The 18,498-nt window shown below is 62.1% G+C and carries 16 protein-coding genes; 6 read left to right on the forward strand and 10 right to left on the reverse strand.

What is annotated here, in order from left to right:
* Window positions 1–58: 58 nt before the first annotated feature.
* Genes AC0R79_RS07620 through pcaC form a run of 4 tightly spaced genes read left to right on the forward strand, consistent with a single transcriptional unit; the run spans window position 59 to window position 3,973 of the window.
* Window positions 59–1,354: an MFS family transporter gene (locus AC0R79_RS07620; protein ID WP_085647856.1), complete on the forward strand. Its 1,296-nt coding sequence runs from the start codon at window positions 59–61 to the stop codon at window positions 1,352–1,354.
* 47 nt (window positions 1,355–1,401) lie between these two features.
* Window positions 1,402–2,766 (forward strand): 3-carboxy-cis,cis-muconate cycloisomerase, encoded by a 1,365-nt coding sequence (locus tag AC0R79_RS07625; RefSeq protein WP_474733937.1) that lies wholly within the window; start codon window positions 1,402–1,404, stop codon window positions 2,764–2,766.
* A 12-nt stretch (window positions 2,767–2,778) separates the two neighbouring features.
* The gene (gene pcaD / locus AC0R79_RS07630; protein WP_375745802.1) at window positions 2,779–3,570 is read left to right on the forward strand and encodes a 3-oxoadipate enol-lactonase; all 792 of its coding nucleotides are present in this window, start codon (window positions 2,779–2,781) and stop codon (window positions 3,568–3,570) included.
* A gap of 10 nt (window positions 3,571–3,580) precedes the next feature.
* Entirely contained in the window at window positions 3,581–3,973 is a 393-nt protein-coding gene (pcaC, locus tag AC0R79_RS07635) for a 4-carboxymuconolactone decarboxylase (RefSeq protein ID WP_011332825.1), read from the forward strand.
* Between the two features lie 51 nt (window positions 3,974–4,024).
* Here the strand turns inward: pcaC and AC0R79_RS07640 are convergent, their stop codons facing one another.
* From AC0R79_RS07640 to emhA, 5 genes are all read right to left on the reverse strand, one after another.
* On the reverse strand, window positions 4,025–4,840 hold the full coding sequence (locus AC0R79_RS07640) for a methyltransferase domain-containing protein (RefSeq protein WP_474733939.1): 816 nt from the start codon (window positions 4,838–4,840) through the stop codon (window positions 4,025–4,027).
* Window positions 4,841–5,015: 175 nt separating this feature from the next.
* The gene (locus AC0R79_RS07645) at window positions 5,016–6,275 is read right to left on the reverse strand and encodes an OprD family porin (RefSeq protein WP_127797152.1); all 1,260 of its coding nucleotides are present in this window, start codon (window positions 6,273–6,275) and stop codon (window positions 5,016–5,018) included.
* Between the two features lie 287 nt (window positions 6,276–6,562).
* A complete protein-coding gene (gene emhC, locus AC0R79_RS07650; protein ID WP_102718199.1) occupies window positions 6,563–8,023 on the reverse strand; it encodes an efflux RND transporter outer membrane subunit EmhC in 1,461 nt (486 codons plus the stop codon).
* Window positions 8,020–11,184 carry an efflux RND transporter permease subunit EmhB gene (emhB, locus tag AC0R79_RS07655; RefSeq protein ID WP_474733942.1) on the reverse strand — a complete coding sequence of 1,055 codons (3,165 nt, stop codon included), beginning with the start codon at window positions 11,182–11,184 and terminating at the stop codon, window positions 8,020–8,022. Before emhB ends, emhC begins: the two co-directional genes overlap by 4 nt.
* A 3-nt stretch (window positions 11,185–11,187) precedes the next feature.
* Window positions 11,188–12,345, reverse strand: coding sequence for an efflux RND transporter periplasmic adaptor subunit EmhA (emhA, locus tag AC0R79_RS07660; protein ID WP_085748207.1), 1,158 nt, complete (start codon window positions 12,343–12,345; stop codon window positions 11,188–11,190).
* 266 nt (window positions 12,346–12,611) lie between these two features.
* Here emhA and emhR point away from each other — a divergent pair, with 266 nt between their 5' ends.
* A complete protein-coding gene (emhR, locus tag AC0R79_RS07665; RefSeq protein ID WP_102718198.1) occupies window positions 12,612–13,244 on the forward strand; it encodes an efflux system transcriptional repressor EmhR in 633 nt (210 codons plus the stop codon).
* A 249-nt stretch (window positions 13,245–13,493) separates the two neighbouring features.
* Here the strand turns inward: emhR and AC0R79_RS07670 are convergent, their stop codons facing one another.
* From AC0R79_RS07670 to AC0R79_RS07680, 3 genes are read right to left on the reverse strand one after another with little or no spacing between them, the layout of a single operon-like run.
* Window positions 13,494–14,543 carry an alkene reductase gene (locus AC0R79_RS07670; RefSeq protein ID WP_115076835.1) on the reverse strand — a complete coding sequence of 350 codons (1,050 nt, stop codon included), beginning with the start codon at window positions 14,541–14,543 and terminating at the stop codon, window positions 13,494–13,496.
* 32 nt (window positions 14,544–14,575) lie between these two features.
* Window positions 14,576–15,739 carry an MFS transporter gene (locus AC0R79_RS07675; protein ID WP_011332833.1) on the reverse strand — a complete coding sequence of 388 codons (1,164 nt, stop codon included), beginning with the start codon at window positions 15,737–15,739 and terminating at the stop codon, window positions 14,576–14,578.
* A gap of 33 nt (window positions 15,740–15,772) precedes the next feature.
* The gene (locus tag AC0R79_RS07680) at window positions 15,773–16,075 is read right to left on the reverse strand and encodes an ArsR/SmtB family transcription factor (RefSeq protein ID WP_007957866.1); all 303 of its coding nucleotides are present in this window, start codon (window positions 16,073–16,075) and stop codon (window positions 15,773–15,775) included.
* A gap of 171 nt (window positions 16,076–16,246) precedes the next feature.
* Between AC0R79_RS07680 and AC0R79_RS07685 the strand changes: the two genes are divergently transcribed.
* The gene (locus tag AC0R79_RS07685) at window positions 16,247–16,819 is read left to right on the forward strand and encodes an acyl carrier protein phosphodiesterase (protein ID WP_474733945.1); all 573 of its coding nucleotides are present in this window, start codon (window positions 16,247–16,249) and stop codon (window positions 16,817–16,819) included.
* A 14-nt stretch (window positions 16,820–16,833) separates the two neighbouring features.
* Here the strand turns inward: AC0R79_RS07685 and AC0R79_RS07690 are convergent, their stop codons facing one another.
* Both AC0R79_RS07690 and olsB read right to left on the reverse strand, forming a co-directional pair.
* Entirely contained in the window at window positions 16,834–17,628 is a 795-nt protein-coding gene (locus tag AC0R79_RS07690) for a lysophospholipid acyltransferase family protein (RefSeq protein ID WP_474733947.1), read from the reverse strand.
* On the reverse strand, window positions 17,628–18,383 hold the full coding sequence (olsB, locus tag AC0R79_RS07695; protein WP_007957877.1) for an L-ornithine N(alpha)-acyltransferase: 756 nt from the start codon (window positions 18,381–18,383) through the stop codon (window positions 17,628–17,630). The genes AC0R79_RS07690 and olsB overlap by 1 nt, the downstream gene beginning before the upstream one ends.
* Between the last annotated feature and the right edge of the window lie 115 nt (window positions 18,384–18,498).

Consider the following 18,498-nt stretch of genomic DNA (forward strand, 5'->3'; position numbering starts at 1 on the left):
GAACGGGACTGTTGCAAAGTATGTCTAGACTCTCACTGTCCCTATCGAGTGAAAAACAATGACAACCACCACCTCCCATTACACCGGCGAGGAGCGCAGCAAGCGCATCTTCGCCATTGTCGGCGCGTCGTCCGGCAACCTCGTCGAATGGTTCGACTTCTACGTCTACGCCTTCTGCGCGATCTATTTCGCCCCGGCGTTTTTCCCCTCCGACAACCCCACGGTGCAGTTGGTCAACACGGCAGGCGTCTTCGCCGCCGGGTTCCTGATGCGACCGATCGGCGGCTGGATTTTCGGCCGGGTCGCGGACAAGCACGGGCGCAAGAACTCGATGCTGATCTCGATCCTGATGATGTGCTTCGGTTCGTTGCTGATCGCCTGTCTGCCGACCTACAAGGACATCGGCGTCTGGGCGCCGCTGCTGCTGTTGTTCGCGCGCTTGCTGCAAGGCCTGTCGGTGGGCGGTGAGTACGGCACCACCGCGACCTACATGAGTGAAGTCGCGCTCAAGGGCCAGCGCGGGTTCTTCGCCTCGTTCCAGTACGTGACGCTGATCGGCGGGCAACTGCTGGCGGTGCTGCTGGTGGTGATCCTGCAACAGTTCCTCTCTGAAGAAGAATTGCGTGCCTACGGCTGGCGGATTCCGTTCGTGGTCGGCGCGGCCGCTGCGCTGATTTCGCTGTTCCTGCGCCGCTCGCTGAAAGAAACCACCAGCAAGGAAATGCGCGAGAACAAGGACGCCGGCAGCATCCGTGCACTGTTCCGCGATCACAAGGCTGCGTTCATCACCGTGCTCGGCTACACCGCCGGCGGCTCGCTGATTTTCTACACCTTCACCACGTATATGCAGAAGTACCTGGTGAACACCGCCGGCATGCACGCCAAGACCGCCAGCTACATCATGACCGGCGCGCTGTTCCTGTACATGTGCATGCAGCCGCTGTTCGGCATGCTCGCCGACAAGATCGGCCGGCGTAACTCGATGCTCTGGTTCGGCGGCCTCGGCACGTTGTTTACGGTGCCGATCCTGCTCAGCCTGAAAAGTGTTGGCAGCCCGTTCCTGGCTTTCGTGCTGATCACCGTGGCGCTGGCGATCGTCAGTTTCTACACCTCGATCAGCGGTCTGGTGAAAGCCGAGATGTTCCCGCCGGAAGTCCGCGCCCTCGGGGTCGGTCTGGCCTATGCGGTGGCCAACGCGATCTTCGGCGGTTCGGCAGAATACGTCGCGCTGAGCCTCAAGGCCGGCGGGATGGAAAACGCGTTCTACTGGTATGTCACGATCATGATGGCTGTGGCGTTCCTGTTCAGCCTGCGCCTGCCCAAAGAAGCGAAGTATTTGCACCACGACCTTTAAAACCGATGCGCGCGGGCCACACCGGCCCGCGCCGGCAAGGACTGTTTATGACTCAGCGACCGGGCAATCAATTGTTCGATGCCTACTTTACTGCCCGCGATATGCGCGACGTGTTCTGCGATCAGGGACGGGTGCAGGCGATGCTCGACTTCGAAGCGGCGCTGGCCCGGGCCGAAGCGCGGGTCGGGTTGATTCCGGCGGGTGCTGTGGCGTCGATTGAAAACGCCTGCCGCGCCGGGCTGTTCGATTTCGCAGCGCTGGGCGAGGCGATTGCCACGGCCGGCAATTCGGCGATTCCGCTGGTCAAGGCGTTGGGCAAACAGATCGCCGCAACTGATGCCGAAGCCGAGCGCTACGTGCATCTGGGCGCTACCAGCCAGGACGTGATGGATTCCGGGCTGGTGCTGCAATTGCGTCAGGCGCTGGAATTGATTGAAGGGGAGCTGGTGCAACTGGCCGACTCCCTTGCCATTCAGGCGCAGCGCCACGCCGCCACACCGCTGGCGGGAAGAACCTGGCTGCAACATGCGACCCCGGTCACCCTAGGGATGAAAATCGCCGGTTGGCTCGGCGCGATCACTCGCAGCCGTCAGCGTCTGCGCGAGCTCAAGCCGCGACTGCTGGTGCTGCAATTCGGCGGTGCGTCCGGCACCCTCGCGGCACTTGGCGAACAGGCATTGCCGATCGCCCATGCACTGGCCGAAGAACTGCAACTGACCCTGCCGGAACAACCGTGGCACACCCAGCGTGATCGCATTGTTGAATTCGGCGCGGTACTCGGGTTGATCGCCGGCAGCCTCGGCAAATTCGGCCGCGACATCAGCCTGTTGATGCAGACCGAAGCGGCGGAAGTGTTCGAGCCATCGGCGCCGGGCAAGGGCGGTTCCTCGACCATGCCGCACAAGCGCAATCCGGTAGGCGCGGCGGTGTTGATCGGCGCGGCGACCCGTGTGCCGGGGCTGGTCTCGACGCTGTTCAGCGCCATGCCCCAGGAACATGAACGCAGCCTTGGTTTGTGGCACGCCGAATGGGAAACCCTGCCGGAGATCTGCTGCCTGGTGTCGGGCGCGCTGCAACAGGCGCGGCTGCTGGCCAACGGTCTGGAGGTCGATGCCGCGCGCATGGCCCGCAACCTGGAACTGACTCAAGGTCTGGTGCTGGCCGAAGCGGTGAGCATCGTGCTCGCGCAACGGGTCGGCCGCGACACCGCGCATCATCTGCTCGAGCAATGCTGCAAACGAGCGGTGGCCGAACAGCGCCATCTGCGAGCGGTCCTCGGTGACGAACCGCAGGTGACCGCCGAACTGAGCGCAACCGAACTGGATCATCTGCTCGATCCCGCCCATTACCTCGGTCAGGCGCAGGTCTGGGTCGAGCGTGCGGTGGCCGAACACAACGCATTGTCTGACTGAAAGGAGAGGGCTGTGGCTTTCGTTCAACTCGCCGATGGCGAACTGCATTACTCATTGGAAGGCCCGGTCGATGCGCCGGTGCTGGTGCTGTCGAACTCGCTGGGCACCGACCTGCACATGTGGGACGTGCAGATGCCGGCCTTCACCGAACATTTTCGCGTGCTGCGCTTTGATACTCGCGGGCACGGCCAGTCGCTGGTGACGCCGGGCCCTTACAGCATCGAGCAACTGGGTCGCGACGTGCTGGCGCTGCTGGATGCGCTGCACATCGAACGTGCGAATTTCTGCGGTCTGTCGATGGGCGGCCTGATTGGCCAGTGGCTGGGGATCAACGCCGGCCAGCGTCTGAACAAACTGATCGTCTGCAACACGGCGGCGAAAATCGGCGATCCGTCGGTGTGGAATCCGCGTATCGAAACCGTGCTGCGCGACGGCCCGGCGGCGATGGTCGCGTTGCGCGATGCATCGATTGCCCGCTGGTTTACCCCGGACTTTTCTGCCGCCAATCCGGCAGCCGCCAAGCAGATTACCGACATGCTGGCCGCGACCAATCCTGAAGGTTATGCCGCCAACTGCGCGGCGGTGCGCGATGCGGATTTCCGCGAGCAGTTGTCGTCGATCAAGGCGCCGCTGCTGGTGATCGCCGGTACCGAAGATGCGGTGACGCCACCGTCCGGCGGGCATTTCATTCAGGAGCATGTGCGCGGCGCCGAGTACGCCGAGTTCTATGCGGCGCACCTTTCCAACGTTCAGGCCGGCGACGCGTTCAGCGACCGCGTGCTGACCTTTTTGCTGGCCGATTGAGGGGATTTCCGTGGACGAGAAACAACGTTACGACGACGGCATGCAAGTGCGCCGCGCGGTGCTCGGCGACGCTCACGTCGATCGCAGCCTGACCACGTTGACCGAGTTCAACTCGGAATTCCAGGAGATGATCACCCGTCACGCCTGGGGCGACATCTGGACCCGCCCGGGCCTGCCACGCCACACCCGCAGCCTGATCACCATCGCCATGCTGATCGGCATGAACCGCGAGGGCGAACTCAAGTTGCATTTGCGGGCGGCGGCGAACAATGGCGTGAGCCGTGGCGAGATCAAGGAAGTGATCATGCAGAGCGCGATCTACTGCGGGATTCCGGCGGCGAATGCGACGTTTCATCTGGCCGAATCGGTGTGGGATGAGCTGGGTACCGAATCACGCGAGTAATCGTCGAGTTCGAAGAATCGCAGCCTATGGAAGGCTGCGATCCTTTGAACATCACACCTTGGCGACAATGAAAATCCGCTTGAACGCAAACAGCGTATGGCCGTTTTCCTCCTGCGGATAATGCGCATGCACCCGCATCAGGTAGTGATAAATGAAGCGCGCCTGTTCCTCTGACGTCAGTCCCTGCATCACCGGCCGCAGCGCCGACACTTTTACCCAGTCATAAACCGGCGACTTGCCGTCGACCACCTGCAACTGCTCGGTTTCCCAGATATCCAGCGACTGCGTCAGCGGCGCGAGCAATCGGTAGTAATCCTCCAGCGGCAACAACGGCCGCGCCGCCATGCGCTGGCGCAACTGCGCAGTGCCGATGGGGCGACCGCAGGGGCCGGCGTCGTCGAGGGTGTCGAGCATCAGCCGATACCACAGCGCATCGCGCCAGTCCGGCATGTGTGCGGCCAGGCAGCCACCGGGGTTGAGGTGGCGAAGCAGTCCCGGCAATAGCGCTCGATGGTCATCGATGAAATGCAGCACGGCCGCGGCGAACAACAGGTCGGCTGGCTTGCGGGGTTTCCAGTGCTGCAGTTCGGCGTGTTGCCAGCGCGCCTTGATCGGCAGACAACGGGCGACCTGAAGCATGTCTTTCGAACTGTCGATGCCTTTGAGATTTGCCTGCGGCCAGCGATTGGCCAGAACCTTCGTGGCAATCCCGGTGCCGCAACCGAGGTCATAAATGCGTTGAGGATTGTCCAGCTCGACGCGGCCGAGCAGTTCATCGACCGGTTGTTGCCTGAGACGGGAAAACTGTTCGTACGCCCTGGCATTCCAGTCTTTGTCGACGGGAGCGGGGTTGAGTCGGGTGATCATGAGGTCGTCCTCCGGTGATCAGCAGGGTCTTCCGATGACAACCTGGCCAAGTCTTGGGGACCGACATCCACAGATAACGGAAGCGAAGAGGGTGGAGCACCTGAGTCCTTCAGGTGGATCCACTCTACGCGTCGGCTGGCGCCGTGCCATTAATCCTGACGGATGGTGCAGAGCCCTAGAGCAGGCTGATCGGGTAGCTGACGATCAGGCGGTTTTCGTCGAACTCGTTGTTGCTGAAGTCACGACGCATGGTCGAGTTGCGCCACCTGACGTTCAGGTCCTTGAGCGCACCGCTTTGCACGGTGTAGCCCAGTTCCGATTCGCGGCCCCATTCCTTGCCGTCGGTGATGGTCCCGGTGTGCACGTTGTCGCCGCTGATGTAGCGGTTCATCAGGGTCAGGCCGGGCACGCCGAGGGCGGCGAAGTTGTAGTCGTGGCGCAGTTGCCAGGAACGTTCCTGCGCGTTGTCGTAGCTTGAGTTGTAGCTGTCGTTGGCGAGCGTTCCGCCGCTGGTGCCGTTGACCCGCATCCAGGCGCTGTCGCCGGTGAGTTTTTGCAGGCCGACGTAAAAGGTGTTGCCGCCGTATCGCGCGGAGAACATGCCCGACCAGGTTTTGTTGTCGAGGTCGCCGGCCCGGGCACTGCCGTCGTCCTTGCCGTAGAAGAAACCGAGGTTGGCACCCAGGGTCCAGTCGCCGAGCGGCTGGCTGTGGATCAGGTTGACGTATTGCTGGCTGTAAATGTCCTTGAGTTCGGCGTTCCACAGGCCGATCTGCGTGCGCTTGTCGTTGAACACGTATTCGCCGCCCTGAAAGTTGAAGCGATCCGAGGTGAACGCCGCTTTGCCGAACATCGACATGTCGCTCATGCTGCTGTCGTCACGCGGACTGTTTGCGCGGAACTGGCCGCCGTAGAGGGTCAGGCCGTCGATTTCCTTCGAGGTGATCTGGCCGCCGCGAAAGGTCTGCGGCAGCGAGCGGCCATCGTCCGAACGAAGGATCGGCAGCACCGGCATCCATTCGCCGACCTTCACTTCGGTCTGCGACAGCCTGGCCTTGAACGCCACGTTGGTGCGGCCGAAGGTGTCCGCCGGGCGTCCGTCATGATCCAGCGGCAATGCCTGGGTGCCGCCGGTGCCTTTGCCGCCATCGAGCTTCACCGAATACAACCCCAGCACATCCAGGCCGAACCCGACGGTGCCTTGGGTGAAACCGGACTTGGCGTCGAGGATGAAGTTCTGCGTCCACTCTTCAGCCTTGCCCTGAGCCTTGGTCGGGTTGGTGAAGTTGCGGTTGATGTAGAAGTTGCGCAGGTTCAGGTTGACCTTGGCCCCTTCGATGAAACCGGCTTCTTCAGCCGCAGCGGGCAGCGCGACGCCGGCCAGGGCGAGGGCGATCAGGCCGGGAAGTGCGTAGGGCGCAGGGGACGTTGTCATGGGCTCGGGTCTCTCTTGTTTTTTTGGGCGAACGGGGGCGCTGCGGCCGATTCTGAGGCGCAGAAATTCAATGGGATCAGGGGGCGAGCGGCGGCGATCAGCCGGATGGAGCAGGGTGCGGGAGCATGGTGTCGAACCTGTTGTTATTGGTTTTGTGGCTCGAATGGTGCGGGGCGCGGGCGAGGCGATTCAATCGGCGAAAGTGGAATTCGGGCGATTATCGAACGCAAGATTTGCGGGCAACAAAAAGCCCGCCAATCGGCGGGCTTCTTGTGTTCAGCGGATGATCAGAACAGCTTCATCTTCGGTGCTTCTTCTTTCAGCGGCTCGTTCTGCGCGGTCTGCGCATTCCAGCCACCGCCCAGGGCCTTGTACAGGTTGACCGCACTGGTCAGCTGCGCGAGGCGGTCGGTGATCAGCGATTGTTGCGCGCTGAACAGCTGACGCTGGGCATCGAGGAAGGTCAGGTTGCTGTCGACGCCGATGCGGTAGCGACGCTCGGCCAGGCGGTAGTAATCCTGGTTGGCGGCGACGAAATCACGCTGGGCCTGCAACTGCTCGGTGTAGGTCTGGCGGGCGGCCAGGCCGTCGGCGACTTCCTGGAAGGCCGTTTGAATGGACTTCTCGTAGTTCGCCACGCCAATGTCCTTCTGGATCTTGGCGTAGTCGAGGCTGGCGCGCAGGCTGCCGGCGTTGAAGATCGGCAGGTTGATCTGCGGCTGGAACAGCCACGTGCCCGAACCGCCCTTGAACAGGCCGGACAGGTCCGGGCTCAGGCTGCCCGCATTGGCGGTCAGGCTGATGCTCGGGAAGAACGCTGCACGGGCCGCGCCGATGTTGGCGTTGGCGGCCTTCAGGTTGTACTCGGCCTGAAGGATGTCCGGACGACGTTGCAGCAGATCCGACGGCAGACCGGCCGGCACGTCGGCCAGCAGGTCATCCGACAGCGGTTTGGCCGCTTGCAGGTTGGCCGGCACGCCGGTGCCGAGCAGCAGGGTCAGGCTGTTTTCGTCCTGGGCAACCTGGCGGGTGTAACGCGCCAGTTGTGCCCGGGCGTTTTCAACCGAAGTACGCGACTGCGCCAGGTCCAGTGCCGAAGCCACACCGACTTCGTTGCTGCGGCTGGTCAGCTTGTAGCTTTCCTCGAAGGCACCGAGGGTGTCCTGCGTCAGCTTCAGCAGTTCCTTGTCGGCCTGCCAGGTCAGGTAGGCGTTGGCCACGCTGGCCACCAGGCTGATCTGGGTGCTGCGGCGCGCTTCTTCGGTGGCGAAGTATTGTTGCAGCGCTTGTTCGCTCAGGCTGCGAACCCGACCGAACAGGTCGAGTTCGTAGGCGCTGATGCCGACGGTGGCGGAGTACGAGCTGGTGATGCTCGACTCACCGGTCTGCGACGCACGGGCCGGAACCCGCTGACGGCTGCCGCTGGCATTGGCCGACACGGCCGGGAACAGGTCGGCGCGCTGGATGCGGTATTGAGCCGCGTAGGCGTCGATGTTCAGCGCCGCGACACGCAGGTCGCGGTTGTTTTCCAGGGCGACCTGGATCAGTTGCTGCAGGGCCGGGTCATGGAAAAACTGCTTCCAGCCCTGCTCGGCAGCGGCCTGCGCCGGTGCCTGGGCCGGCGAGTACGCCGGGCCCTGCGGGAATTGCGCGGCCACCGGTGCTTCAGGCTGCTGATAATCCGGTATCAGCGAGCAACCGCTCAGCACGAAGGCGGCGACTGCGATGGAGAGTAGCGACTTGCTCATTGGCCAGCCTCTTTAGGAGTTTCTATGGTGTCATCCTTGCCGGCGTTTTTGCGCTGACCCATGGACGACACAGTGACGAAGAACAGTGGAACCCAGAAAATCGCCAGGATCGTTGCGGTGAGCATACCGCCAATCACGCCGGTACCGATCGCGTGTTGACTGCCCGAACCTGCGCCGGTGGAGATAGCCAACGGTACAACACCGAGGACGAAGGCCAGCGACGTCATGATGATCGGTCGCAGACGCATGCGGCAGGCTTCGATGGCCGCATCGCGCAGACTGCGTCCCTGCTCGTGCAGTTCCTTGGCGAACTCGACGATCAGAATGGCGTTTTTAGCCGCCAGACCAATGGTCGTCAACAGACCCACCTGGAAGTACACGTCGTTCGACAGACCGCGCAGGCTGGTGGCCATCAGCGCACCGATGATCCCCAGTGGTACCACGAGCATGACCGCGATCGGAATCGACCAGCTTTCATACAGCGCCGCCAGACACAGGAACACCATCAGCAGCGACAGGGCGTACAGCGCCGGAGCCTGCGAGCCGGACAGTCGTTCTTCGTACGACAGACCGGTCCACGAGATACCCACACCGGCTGGCAGTTTCTTGGCAATCGCCTCGACTTCGGCCATCGCTTCACCGGTGGAATAACCCGGCGCCGGGGCACCGAGAATCTCGACCGCTTCAACGCCGTTGTAACGCGCCAGCTTCGGCGAACCGTAGATCCACTCGCCCTTGGCGAATGCGGAGAACGGAACCATGGTGCCGGTCGCGTTGCGCACGTACCACTTCTTCAGGTCTTCCGGGCTCATGCGCGAGTCTGGCCGGCCCTGCACGTACACCTTCTTCACCCGACCGCGGTCGATGAAGTCGTTGACGTAGCTACTGCCCAGCGCAATCGACAGGGTGTTGTTGATGTCGGCGATGGTAATGCCCAGGGCACTGGCCTTCTCGTCATCGATTTCCAGCTGGAATTGCGGCTCGTCGTTCAGACCGTTCGGACGGACCTGCGTGAGCACCTTGCTCTGCGCGGCCATGCCGAGGAACTGGTTGCGTGCAGCCATCAATTTCTCGTGACCGATACCGGCGCGGTCCTGCAGGAACACGTCGAAACCGGTGGCGTTACCCAGCTCCAGTACGGCCGGCGGGGCGAAGGCGAACACCATCGCATCGCGGAAGCTGAAGAAGTGCTGCTGGGCGCGGGCGGCGAGTTTGAACACGCTGTTGTCGGCGTTACGTTCGTCCCACGGCTTGAGCATGATGAACGCCATACCCGAGCTCTGGCCACGGCCGGCGAAGTTGAAGCCGGTCACGGTGAACACCGAGGCTACTGCGTCACCTTCACCGCCGTCCTTGGTCGGACGCAGCAGGAATTCACGCATTTCATCCACCACCACCTGAGTGCGCTGGGCACTGGAACCGGCTGGCGTCTGAACCTGGGCAAACAGAACGCCCTGGTCTTCTTCCGGCAGGAACGCGGTCGGAATGCGGGTGAACAGCCAGATCATGCCGACCACGATCAGCAGGTAGGCCAGCAAATACGGCGCCTTGCGCGACAGCATGTTGCCGACACCGCGCTCGTAGCTGTTGACGCCACGGTCGAAGTTGCGGTTGAACCAGCCGAAGAAACCTTTTTTCGGCGTGCCGTGCTCACCGTGCGGAATCGCCTTGAGCATGGTGGCGCACAGCGCCGGGGTGAAGATCAGCGCGACCAGTACCGACAAGGCCATGGCCGACACGATGGTGATCGAGAACTGCTTGTAGATCACACCGGTGGAGCCGCTGAAGAACGCCATCGGCAGCAATACCGCCGACAGAACGAGGGCGATACCAACCAGGGCGCCCTGGATCTGGCCCATGGATTTCTTGGTCGCTTCCTTCGGTGACAAGCCTTCTTCGCTCATCACCCGCTCGACGTTTTCCACCACGACGATGGCGTCGTCCACCAGCAAGCCGATGGCCAGCACCATGCCGAACATGGTCAGGGTGTTGATGCTGAAACCGGCTGCCGCGAGGATGCCGAACGTACCGAGCAATACCACCGGCACGGTCATCGTGGTGATGACGGTGGCGCGGAAGTTCTGCAGGAACAGGAACATCACCAGGAACACCAGCGCAATCGCTTCGACCAGGGTGTGAACCACGCCTTTGATCGACTCGGTCACCACCGGCGTGGTGTCGTACGGGAACACCACTTCCATGCCTTGCGGGAAGAACGGCTTGAGGTCGTCAATCGTCTTGCGCAGTGCCTTGGCGGTGTCGAGAGCGTTGGCGCCGTTGGCCAGTTTTACCGCCAGACCGGAAGCCGGGCTGCCGTTGAACTGGGCGCTGATCGCATAGTTCTCGCCACCCAGGCCGACGTCGGCGACGTCTTTCAGGCGAACCTGCGAGCCGTCCTTGTTGACCTTGAGAAGAATCTCTTTGAACTGCTCGGCGGTCTGCAGACGGGTCTTGCCGATGATCGTGGCGTTCAGTTGCTGGCCCTGCACGGCAGGCAAGCCGCCGAGCTGACCGGACGACACCTGGACGTTCTGCGCCGCAATCGCGGTTTTCACGTCGACCGGGGTCAGGTTGAAGTTGTTCAACTTGGCCGGGTCGAGCCAGATACGCATCGCGTACTGGGCACCGAAGACCTGGAAGTCACCGACACCGGCGGTCCGCGAGATCGGGTCCTGCATGTTCGACACGATGTAGTTGGACAGGTCGTCCTTGGTCATGCTGCCGTCACGCGACACCACACCGATCACCAGCAGGAAGTTCTTCACTGCCTTGGTCACGCGGATACCCTGTTGCTGCACTTCCTGCGGCAGCAGCGGGGTGGCCAGGTTCAGCTTGTTCTGGACCTGGACCTGCGCGGTGTCGGAGTTGGTGCCTTGCTCGAAGGTCGCGGTGATGGTCATGCTGCCGTCGGAGTTACTTTCCGAGGACACATAACGCAGGTTGTCGATACCGTTGAGCTGCTGCTCGATCACTTGCACCACGGTGTCCTGAACCGTCTGTGCCGAAGCACCCGGGTAGGTCACGGAGATCGCAATGGCCGGTGGCGCAATGCTCGGGTACTGGTTGATCGGCAGTTTCAGGATCGAAAGTGCCCCGACCAGCATGATCACCAGGGCAATTACCCAGGCGAAAATCGGACGGTCGATGAAAAATTTTGACATGGATTACTCCCCTTTGCCGCCGGCGGCTTTGTCAGCTGCCTGAGCGGGGGCCGGGTTCTTGTTGCCGACGTTGGTGGCTTCGGTCGGTTTGACCTCAACACCCGGTTTGACGAATTGCAGCCCTTCGGTGATCAGACGATCACCGGCCTTCAGGCCGTCTTCGATCAGCCACTGGCTGCCGACGGTGCGGCTGGCCTTGAGCTGACGCAGTTCGACCTTGTTGTCCGGGCCGACGACCAGCGCGGTCGGAGTGCCTTTGAGGTCGCGAGTCACGCCTTGTTGAGGTGCGAGGATTGCGGCGCTGTTCACACCAGCCTGCAACTGCGCGTGGACGAACATGCCCGGCAGCAGAGTGTGATCCGGGTTCGGGAACACGGCGCGCAGGGTCACGGAACCGGTGGTCTGATCGACCGACACTTCGGAGAATTCCAGCTTACCGTCGAGCTTGTACTGGCTGCCGTCTTCGAGGGTCAGCTTGACCGCAGCGGCGTTGTCGCCGGCTTTCTGCAAACGACCGCTTTCCAGTTCGCGGCGCAGTTCCAGCAACTCGACCGAGGACTGGGTGACGTCGACGTAGATCGGATCCAGTTGCTGGATCACGGCCATCGCGTCGGTCTGGCCGCTGCTGACCAGCGCGCCTTCGGTCACCGAAGAGCGGCCGATACGACCGGAGATCGGGGCGTAGACCTTGGTGTAGCGCACGTTGATCTGTGCGGTCTGCAACGACGCTTCCGATTGCAGGCGGTTGGCCACGGCGGTGTCGTATTCCTGACGGCTGACGGCCTGCTCGTCGACCAGTTGCTTGTAGCGGTCGGAGATCGACTTGGTCGAACGCAGGTTGGCTTCGGCGCTTTTCAGGGTCGCTTCATAGACCGACGGATCGATCTGATACAGCTGCTGGCCGGCTTTGACATCGCCGCCTTCCTTGAACAGACGCTTGAGAATGATGCCGTTGACCTGCGGACGAACTTCGGCGATGCGGAACGCGCTGGTGCGGCCCGGCAATTCGGAAGTCAGGGTAAAGGCTTGTGGTTGCAGGGTGACGACGCCGACCTGAGGAGGTGGTGCGGCGGGAGCCGCCTCTTCCTTTTTACATCCGCTGAGCAGCGATGCCAGGGCGACGGCAGTGACCAGAGCGGTAACAGCTGGCTTGAATTGCATGAAGATCCTCGGGTCAGGCGCGCGAAAAGCGCACAAGAAGTGTGGAAGGGTAAAAAAGGGTTACCGGGTGGATAAGTAGCTTGCTAAGGAATATACTTACGTTCATGGTTGTTTGTAAACACCTTGGCGTCGTATCCACCCTGTTACAAAAGTCGTCGCAAGGTCTGAAATTGTAGGCCGGGGAGCCGATCCGCGAGAGATCAACCCTTTTTTATTCAGCGGATATTCAGCCATCCCTGAAACATCCTGTTTGAGGTTTTACTGCCATGGTCCGTCGTACCAAAGAGGAAGCTCAGGAAACGCGCAGCCAGATTCTCGAAGCGGCCGAGAAAGCCTTTTATGAGCGGGGCGTGGCCCGCACGACCCTGTCGGACATCGCCACCCTGGCCGGGGTGACGCGCGGTGCCATCTACTGGCACTTCAGCAACAAGGCCGATCTGTTGCAAGCGATGCTCGATACCCTGCATGAGCCGCTGGACGAACTGGCCAAAGCCAGCGAAAGCGAGGACGAACCCGATCCGCTGGGCTGCATGCGCCAATTGCTGATTCATTTGTTTCATCAAGTTGCGCTGGACCCGAAGACCCGGCGTATCAACGAAATTCTGTTTCATAAGTGCGAGTTCACCGATGAAATGTGCGATCTGCGCCAACAGCGCCGGACCGCCAGCCTCGATTGCAATGTGCGGATCGCGCTGACATTGAGTAATGCGGTCAATCGTGGGCAGTTGCCGGCAGACCTCGACACTGCCCGGGCAGCCATCAGCATTCACGCCTATATCGACGGCCTCCTTTATGGATGGCTACTGGCGCCGGACAGCTTCGAACTGTACGCCGAGGCCGAGCGCTGGGTCGATACCGGGCTGGACATGCTGCGCCTGAGCCCCAGCCTGCGCAAATGAAACAAAATTCGTTATTGGATCAGTTTGTGTCAATGACGGAGGAGGGTGAAGATCCCTGTTCACTCGCCCCGCTGCAATGGGATGCTTTTATATACCTCTGCGGCACGGGTTGATATGTAGCGAGCTACGTATTTTGTAGGGATTTTGTGTCGAGCCTGTGAACGAATGTGAGTGGCTCGCCCACCCGGCGACCAATAGAAAGCCCCCGACTCTCGCGAGTCGGGGGCTTTTGTGTTTCTGCGGTGTGGCTTACAGCGTCGGGTAGTCGAGGTAGCCGACCGCGCCTTTGCCGTAGAAGGTTTCCGGATGCGGTTCGTTCAGCGGTGCGTCGGCTTTCAGGCGGGCTGGCAGGTCCGGGTTGGCAATGAACGGGATGCCGAATGCCACGGCGTCAGCCTTGCCCTCGGCCAGCCACGCGTTAGCGCTGTCCTTGGTGAAGCGTTCGTTGGCGATGTACGCGCCGCCGAAGGCTTCTTTCAGTTGTGGGCCGAGGCTGTCGGCGCCTTCTTTCTCGCGAGAGCAGATGAAGGCGATGCCACGCTTGCCCAGTTCGCGGGCGACGTAGGTGAAGGTCTCGGCGAGGTTGTCGTCGCCCATGTCATGGGAGTCGGCGCGCGGTGCCAGGTGCACGCCGACACGGCCGGCGCCCCAGACTTCGATCGCGGCGTCGGTCACTTCCAGCAGCAGACGGGCACGGTTTTCCAGGGAGCCGCCGTAGTTGTCGGTGCGCTGGTTGGTGCTGCTTTGCAGGAACTGGTCGAGCAGGTAACCGTTGGCGCCGTGGATTTCCACGCCGTCGAAACCGGCTGCCTTGGCGTTTTCCGCGCCGACGCGGTAAGCGTCGACGATGTCGGCGATCTCAGCGGTTTCCAGTGCACGCGGGGTTGGATAGTCGGCCAGCGGGCGAACCAGGCTGACGTGGCCTTTAGGCTGGATGGCGCTCGGTGCAACCGGCGCTTCGCCGTTCAGGTACGACGGGTGGGAAACCCGGCCGACGTGCCACAGTTGCAGGACGATCTTGCCGCCGGCAGCGTGAACGGCTTTGGTCACGTTGGTCCAGCCGCGCACCTGATCGTTGGACCAGATGCCCGGGGTGTCCGGGTAGCCGACGCCCATCGGGGTCACCGACGTGGCTTCGCTGAGGATCAGGCCGGCCGAGGCGCGTTGTACGTAGTACTCGGCCATCAGCGCGTTCGGTACGCGGCCTTCGTCGGCGCGGCAGCGGGTCAGCGGCGCCATGATGATGCGGTTGGACAGCTCGAGGTCGCCCAGTTTGATCGGATCGAAAATTGTTGCCATGAGATACAACCCTCGTGAGGTAAGTGAGTGAATCAGTTAGCGGTGGCCAGCTCGGGATTGCCGTTCTGGCGGAATGTGATCAGGGTCACCAGCAGTGCGAGGACCGCGAGTGCTGCTGCGGCGAGAGGCACGCTGGTCAGGCCGTAGCCGTGGGCGATGACGCTGCCGCCGACCCAGGCGCCGAGGGCGTTGCCGACGTTGAAGGCGCCGATGTTCAGGGTCGACACCAGGTTCGGTGCGGCCTGGCCGTAGGTCACGACGTTCACTTGCAGGGCCGGCACGGCGGCGAAACACGCGGTGGCCCAGAGGAACAGGGTGATCTCGGTCGGGATCAGCGCGATGCTGGTCCAGGTCAGTACGGTGGAGGTCACGGCCATGGCGATGAATACGCCGATCAGCGTTGCGGCCAGGCCTTTGTCGGCCAGTTTGCCGCCGATGATGTTGCCGACGGTCAGGCCCAGGCCGATGAGCATCAGGGTCCAGGTCACGCCACGGGGCGAGACGCCGGTGACATCGCCCAACAGCGGTGCGACGTAAGTGAACAGGGTGAACACCGACGCAGCGAACAGCGCGGTCATGCTCAAGGACAGCCAGATCCCGGCGCCCTTGAGTGCAGCCAGTTCGGCGCGCATGTCGAGTTTTTCTTCGTCACGCTTGGCCGGCAGGAAGCGGATCAGGCCGATCAGCGCGATCACACCGATCACGGTCACTGCCCAGAAGGTCGAGCGCCAGCCGGCTTCCTGACCGAGGGCGGTGCCCAGCGGTACGCCCAGCACGTTGGCCAGGGTCAGGCCGGTAAACATCAGGGCCACGGCCGAGGCGCGCTTGTTCGGCGCCACCAGGTTGGCCGCGACCACCGAACCGATGCCAAAGAACGCACCGTGGCAGAGGGCAGTAACCACTCGGGCGAACATCAGCACGTTGTAATCAGTGGCGATAGCGCAGAGCAGGTTGCCGATAATGAAGATGCCCATCAGCGTTACCAGTGCAGCCTTGCGCGGCAGTTTTGCAGTGGCCATTGCCATGAACGGTGCACCAATCGCCACGCCCAGGGCGTAGCCGGTCACCAGCCAGCCGGCGCCGGGAATCGACACACCGAGGTCAGCCGCGACATTGGGCAGCAGGCCCATGATGACGAACTCGGTGGTGCCGATGGCGAAGGCGCTCAAGGCGAGTATGAGTAGCGAGAGGGGCATCGTTTAGTCCTTTTGGCTGGCTGACGTTAAGGGTCAGAGCTCTTTGCTGAGGGTGCTGAGGAACGCCTGGATCACGTCCTCGTTGCGTTTGAAAAAGTGCCACTGGCCGGCTTTCTGGCTGCTGATCAGCCCGGCCCGTTGCAGGGTGGCCAGGTGGGCGGAAACGGTCGACTGCGACAGGCCGCAACGTTGATCGATCTGCCCGGCGCAGATGCCGTACTCGTGGTTGTGGATCTGTTCCGGAAACTGGGCTTTCGGGTCTTTCAGCCAGTTGAGGATGTCTCGCCGTACTGGGTGTGCCAGGGCTTTTATTATTTCGTCGAGGTCAATGTTCATGGCTGGGTGCTCGTGATGTGTGTAGCGCTATATCGCGATGAGGCGAACTTTAAATCGGTACTTCGCGATATACCAATATGAATTTGATCTGATGACCGCATAAATCGGTATATCGGGTTATAACGATATGTGAGGTGTAAACAATTGCGGGCGCGGTGCTAAGCTGCGCCCATGAACTATCTCGCACATTTACACCTCGGTGGCCAGCGCCCCGGTCAACTGCTCGGCAGTCTGTATGGCGATTTCGTCAAAGGGCGGCTGCAAGGGCAGTTCGACCCGGAGATCGAAGCGGCGATTGCCCTGCATCGTCAGATCGACGTGTTCACTGATCGCCATCCATTGGTGGACGCGTCACTGGCGCGGTTCTCCACGACCCGCCGCCGTTACGCGGGCATCGTCCTCGACGTGTTTTTCGATCATTGCCTGGCCCGGGACTGGACGCTGTACGCCGACCGGCCGCTGGGGCAATTCACCACCGACGTTTACCGCGTGCTGACCAGCGAGCGGCAATTGCCCGAGCGCCTGGCGAAGATCGCCCCGCACATGGTCGCCAATGACTGGTTGGGCTCGTATCAGGAGTTCGAAGTGCTGGAGCAGGTGTTGCGCGGGATCTCCCGGCGCCTGACCCGGCCGGAAGAACTGGCGGGGGCGATGGAGGAATTGCGCCGGTTGTACGAACCGTTGAGCGAGGACTTTCGTTTGTTCTACCCACAGCTGCAGGACTTTGCCGGCCGGCAGCTGTAGGCAGACGTCGCCGATCAGGCCGCGATCAGATCGCGGGCGTGTTGCGCTTCGACCGGTTTGACCACATCGCCGAACAAGGCTTTCTGCACCGCCTGCTGCGCCTCGAACGCCAGTGCCGCGCGTTCCCGGCCCTGGCAGGCAATCGGCTTGAGCAGATGAACTTCCACATCGCCGCAGTCGTTGCTGAACAGGCGCATCAGGTGCGACAGCAGATCATCGTCACCAATGAACGGCGCCAGCGAATCGATCTTGCCCTCGCGCAGATAACGGATCGCCACCGGTTGCAGCTTCACCTCGGAATCAATCGCCGCCGACAGCAGACGACCATGAAAGGTGCGCAGCGAACGGCCATCGGTGGTGGTGCCTTCCGGGAACATCAGCAGCGGATGATCGGTTTGCAGGTGACGGGTCATCTGCTTGCGGATCAACTGGCTGTCGCCCGAACCGCGACGGATGAACAGGCTGCCGGCCTTCGCCGCCAACCAACCGGCCACCGGCCAGGTGCGCACTTCGGCCTTGGACAGAAACGACAGCGGCGTGAGCATGCCGAGCAGCGGAATGTCAGTCCACGACACATGGTTGCTGACCCACAGCATCGGCTGCTTCGGCAGCTCACCGTGAACGGTCACGCGAAACGGCAGGGCGTTGCTCAGGCGCGCCATGAAAAACCGCGACCAGCGCTGCCGACGCTCCATCGAATGGGCCAGACCCAGACGTTCGAATACTCCGAAAACACTGGCCATGCTCAAGCCCAGCGTCACCACCAGCAGCACTCGCGCGATCCGCGCGTACACCCGCAGCCGGCTCATTACACAGCCGCCTTGAAGTGCTTGGCGTAGCGCGGGCAAAGCTCGTCGCGCTTGAGCAGGATGAACACGTCGGCGACCTGGAAGTCTTCGTCCCAGCACGGCTCGCCGCAGATCTTCGCGCCCAGGCGCATGTAGGCCTTGAGCAGCGGCGGCATTTCGGCGATCACGTTCGACGGAATGTCGAGGCTCGGCAGCGGATTCTTCGGCTCGGCGCGCAGGTGTTCGGTGCACAGATAGCGTTCGCGCAGGCGCTGCATGATCGCGTGGGCCTGCACGCCGCCGTCCTGCATCGGGATGCTCGCGCAGCCCATCAGATAGCTGTAGCCGCCCTGATTGAGGACTTCGGCCAGTTCGCCCCAGAGCACGGCGATGGTGCCGCCGTTGCGGTAGGCCGGATCGACGCAGGTGCGACCGATTTCCAGGATCGGGCCTTGCAGACCGGCGAGGCCGTGCAGGCTGAATTCTTCTTCGCTGTAGAACTTGCCCAGGCTGCTGGCGGCGGTGTGATCGAGCAAACGGGTGGTCGCCACCAGGCGGCCGGTGTTCAGGTCACGCACGCCGATGTGGCTGCAGTGAACATCATAGTCATCCATGTCCAGACCTAGCTCCGCGCCGTTCAGCTTGGCGTTGAACTCGCCGCTGAACACGTTGAAGCGCAAGGCCTGGGCTTGCTGCAAGGCCTCGGCGCCGATCAGGCGTTCGGCTTGCAGGCGGCGTTCATTGCCGGTGTCGCTGATGCGGGCGATCTGAGTCATGTGAATCTCCGTACGGGCCTTGAACCCGTCATGGGTTGCAGCCGATCGACTTTCTTTATGCAGCCGTGTTGTGCAAAGTCAGGCTATGTAGCCCCGGTGTCATCGCCATGAATGT

It is taken from the genome of Pseudomonas sp. HD57-3 (assembly GCF_056113135.1).

Bases quoted from the DNA above. Each gene is read 5' to 3' on its own strand.
- AC0R79_RS07645 (WP_127797152.1), bottom strand. From the start codon at position 6,275: ATGACAACGTCCCCTGCGCCCTACGCACTTCCCGGCCTGATCGCCCTC.
- emhR (WP_102718198.1), top strand. From the start codon at position 12,612: ATGGTCCGTCGTACCAAAGAGGAAGCTCAGGAAACGCGCAGCCAGATT.
- AC0R79_RS07680 (WP_007957866.1), bottom strand. From the start codon at position 16,075: ATGAACATTGACCTCGACGAAATAATAAAAGCCCTGGCACACCCAGTA.
- olsB (WP_007957877.1), bottom strand. From the start codon at position 18,383: ATGACTCAGATCGCCCGCATCAGCGACACCGGCAATGAACGCCGCCTG.
- emhC (WP_102718199.1), bottom strand. From the start codon at position 8,023: ATGAGCAAGTCGCTACTCTCCATCGCAGTCGCCGCCTTCGTGCTGAGC.
- AC0R79_RS07690 (WP_474733947.1), bottom strand. From the start codon at position 17,628: ATGAGCCGGCTGCGGGTGTACGCGCGGATCGCGCGAGTGCTGCTGGTG.
- AC0R79_RS07685 (WP_474733945.1), top strand. From the start codon at position 16,247: ATGAACTATCTCGCACATTTACACCTCGGTGGCCAGCGCCCCGGTCAA.
- emhB (WP_474733942.1), bottom strand. From the start codon at position 11,184: ATGTCAAAATTTTTCATCGACCGTCCGATTTTCGCCTGGGTAATTGCC.
- emhA (WP_085748207.1), bottom strand. From the start codon at position 12,345: ATGCAATTCAAGCCAGCTGTTACCGCTCTGGTCACTGCCGTCGCCCTG.
- AC0R79_RS07675 (WP_011332833.1), bottom strand. From the start codon at position 15,739: ATGCCCCTCTCGCTACTCATACTCGCCTTGAGCGCCTTCGCCATCGGC.
- AC0R79_RS07620 (WP_085647856.1), top strand. From the start codon at position 59: ATGACAACCACCACCTCCCATTACACCGGCGAGGAGCGCAGCAAGCGC.
- AC0R79_RS07625 (WP_474733937.1), top strand. From the start codon at position 1,402: ATGACTCAGCGACCGGGCAATCAATTGTTCGATGCCTACTTTACTGCC.
- AC0R79_RS07670 (WP_115076835.1), bottom strand. From the start codon at position 14,543: ATGGCAACAATTTTCGATCCGATCAAACTGGGCGACCTCGAGCTGTCC.
- AC0R79_RS07640 (WP_474733939.1), bottom strand. From the start codon at position 4,840: ATGATCACCCGACTCAACCCCGCTCCCGTCGACAAAGACTGGAATGCC.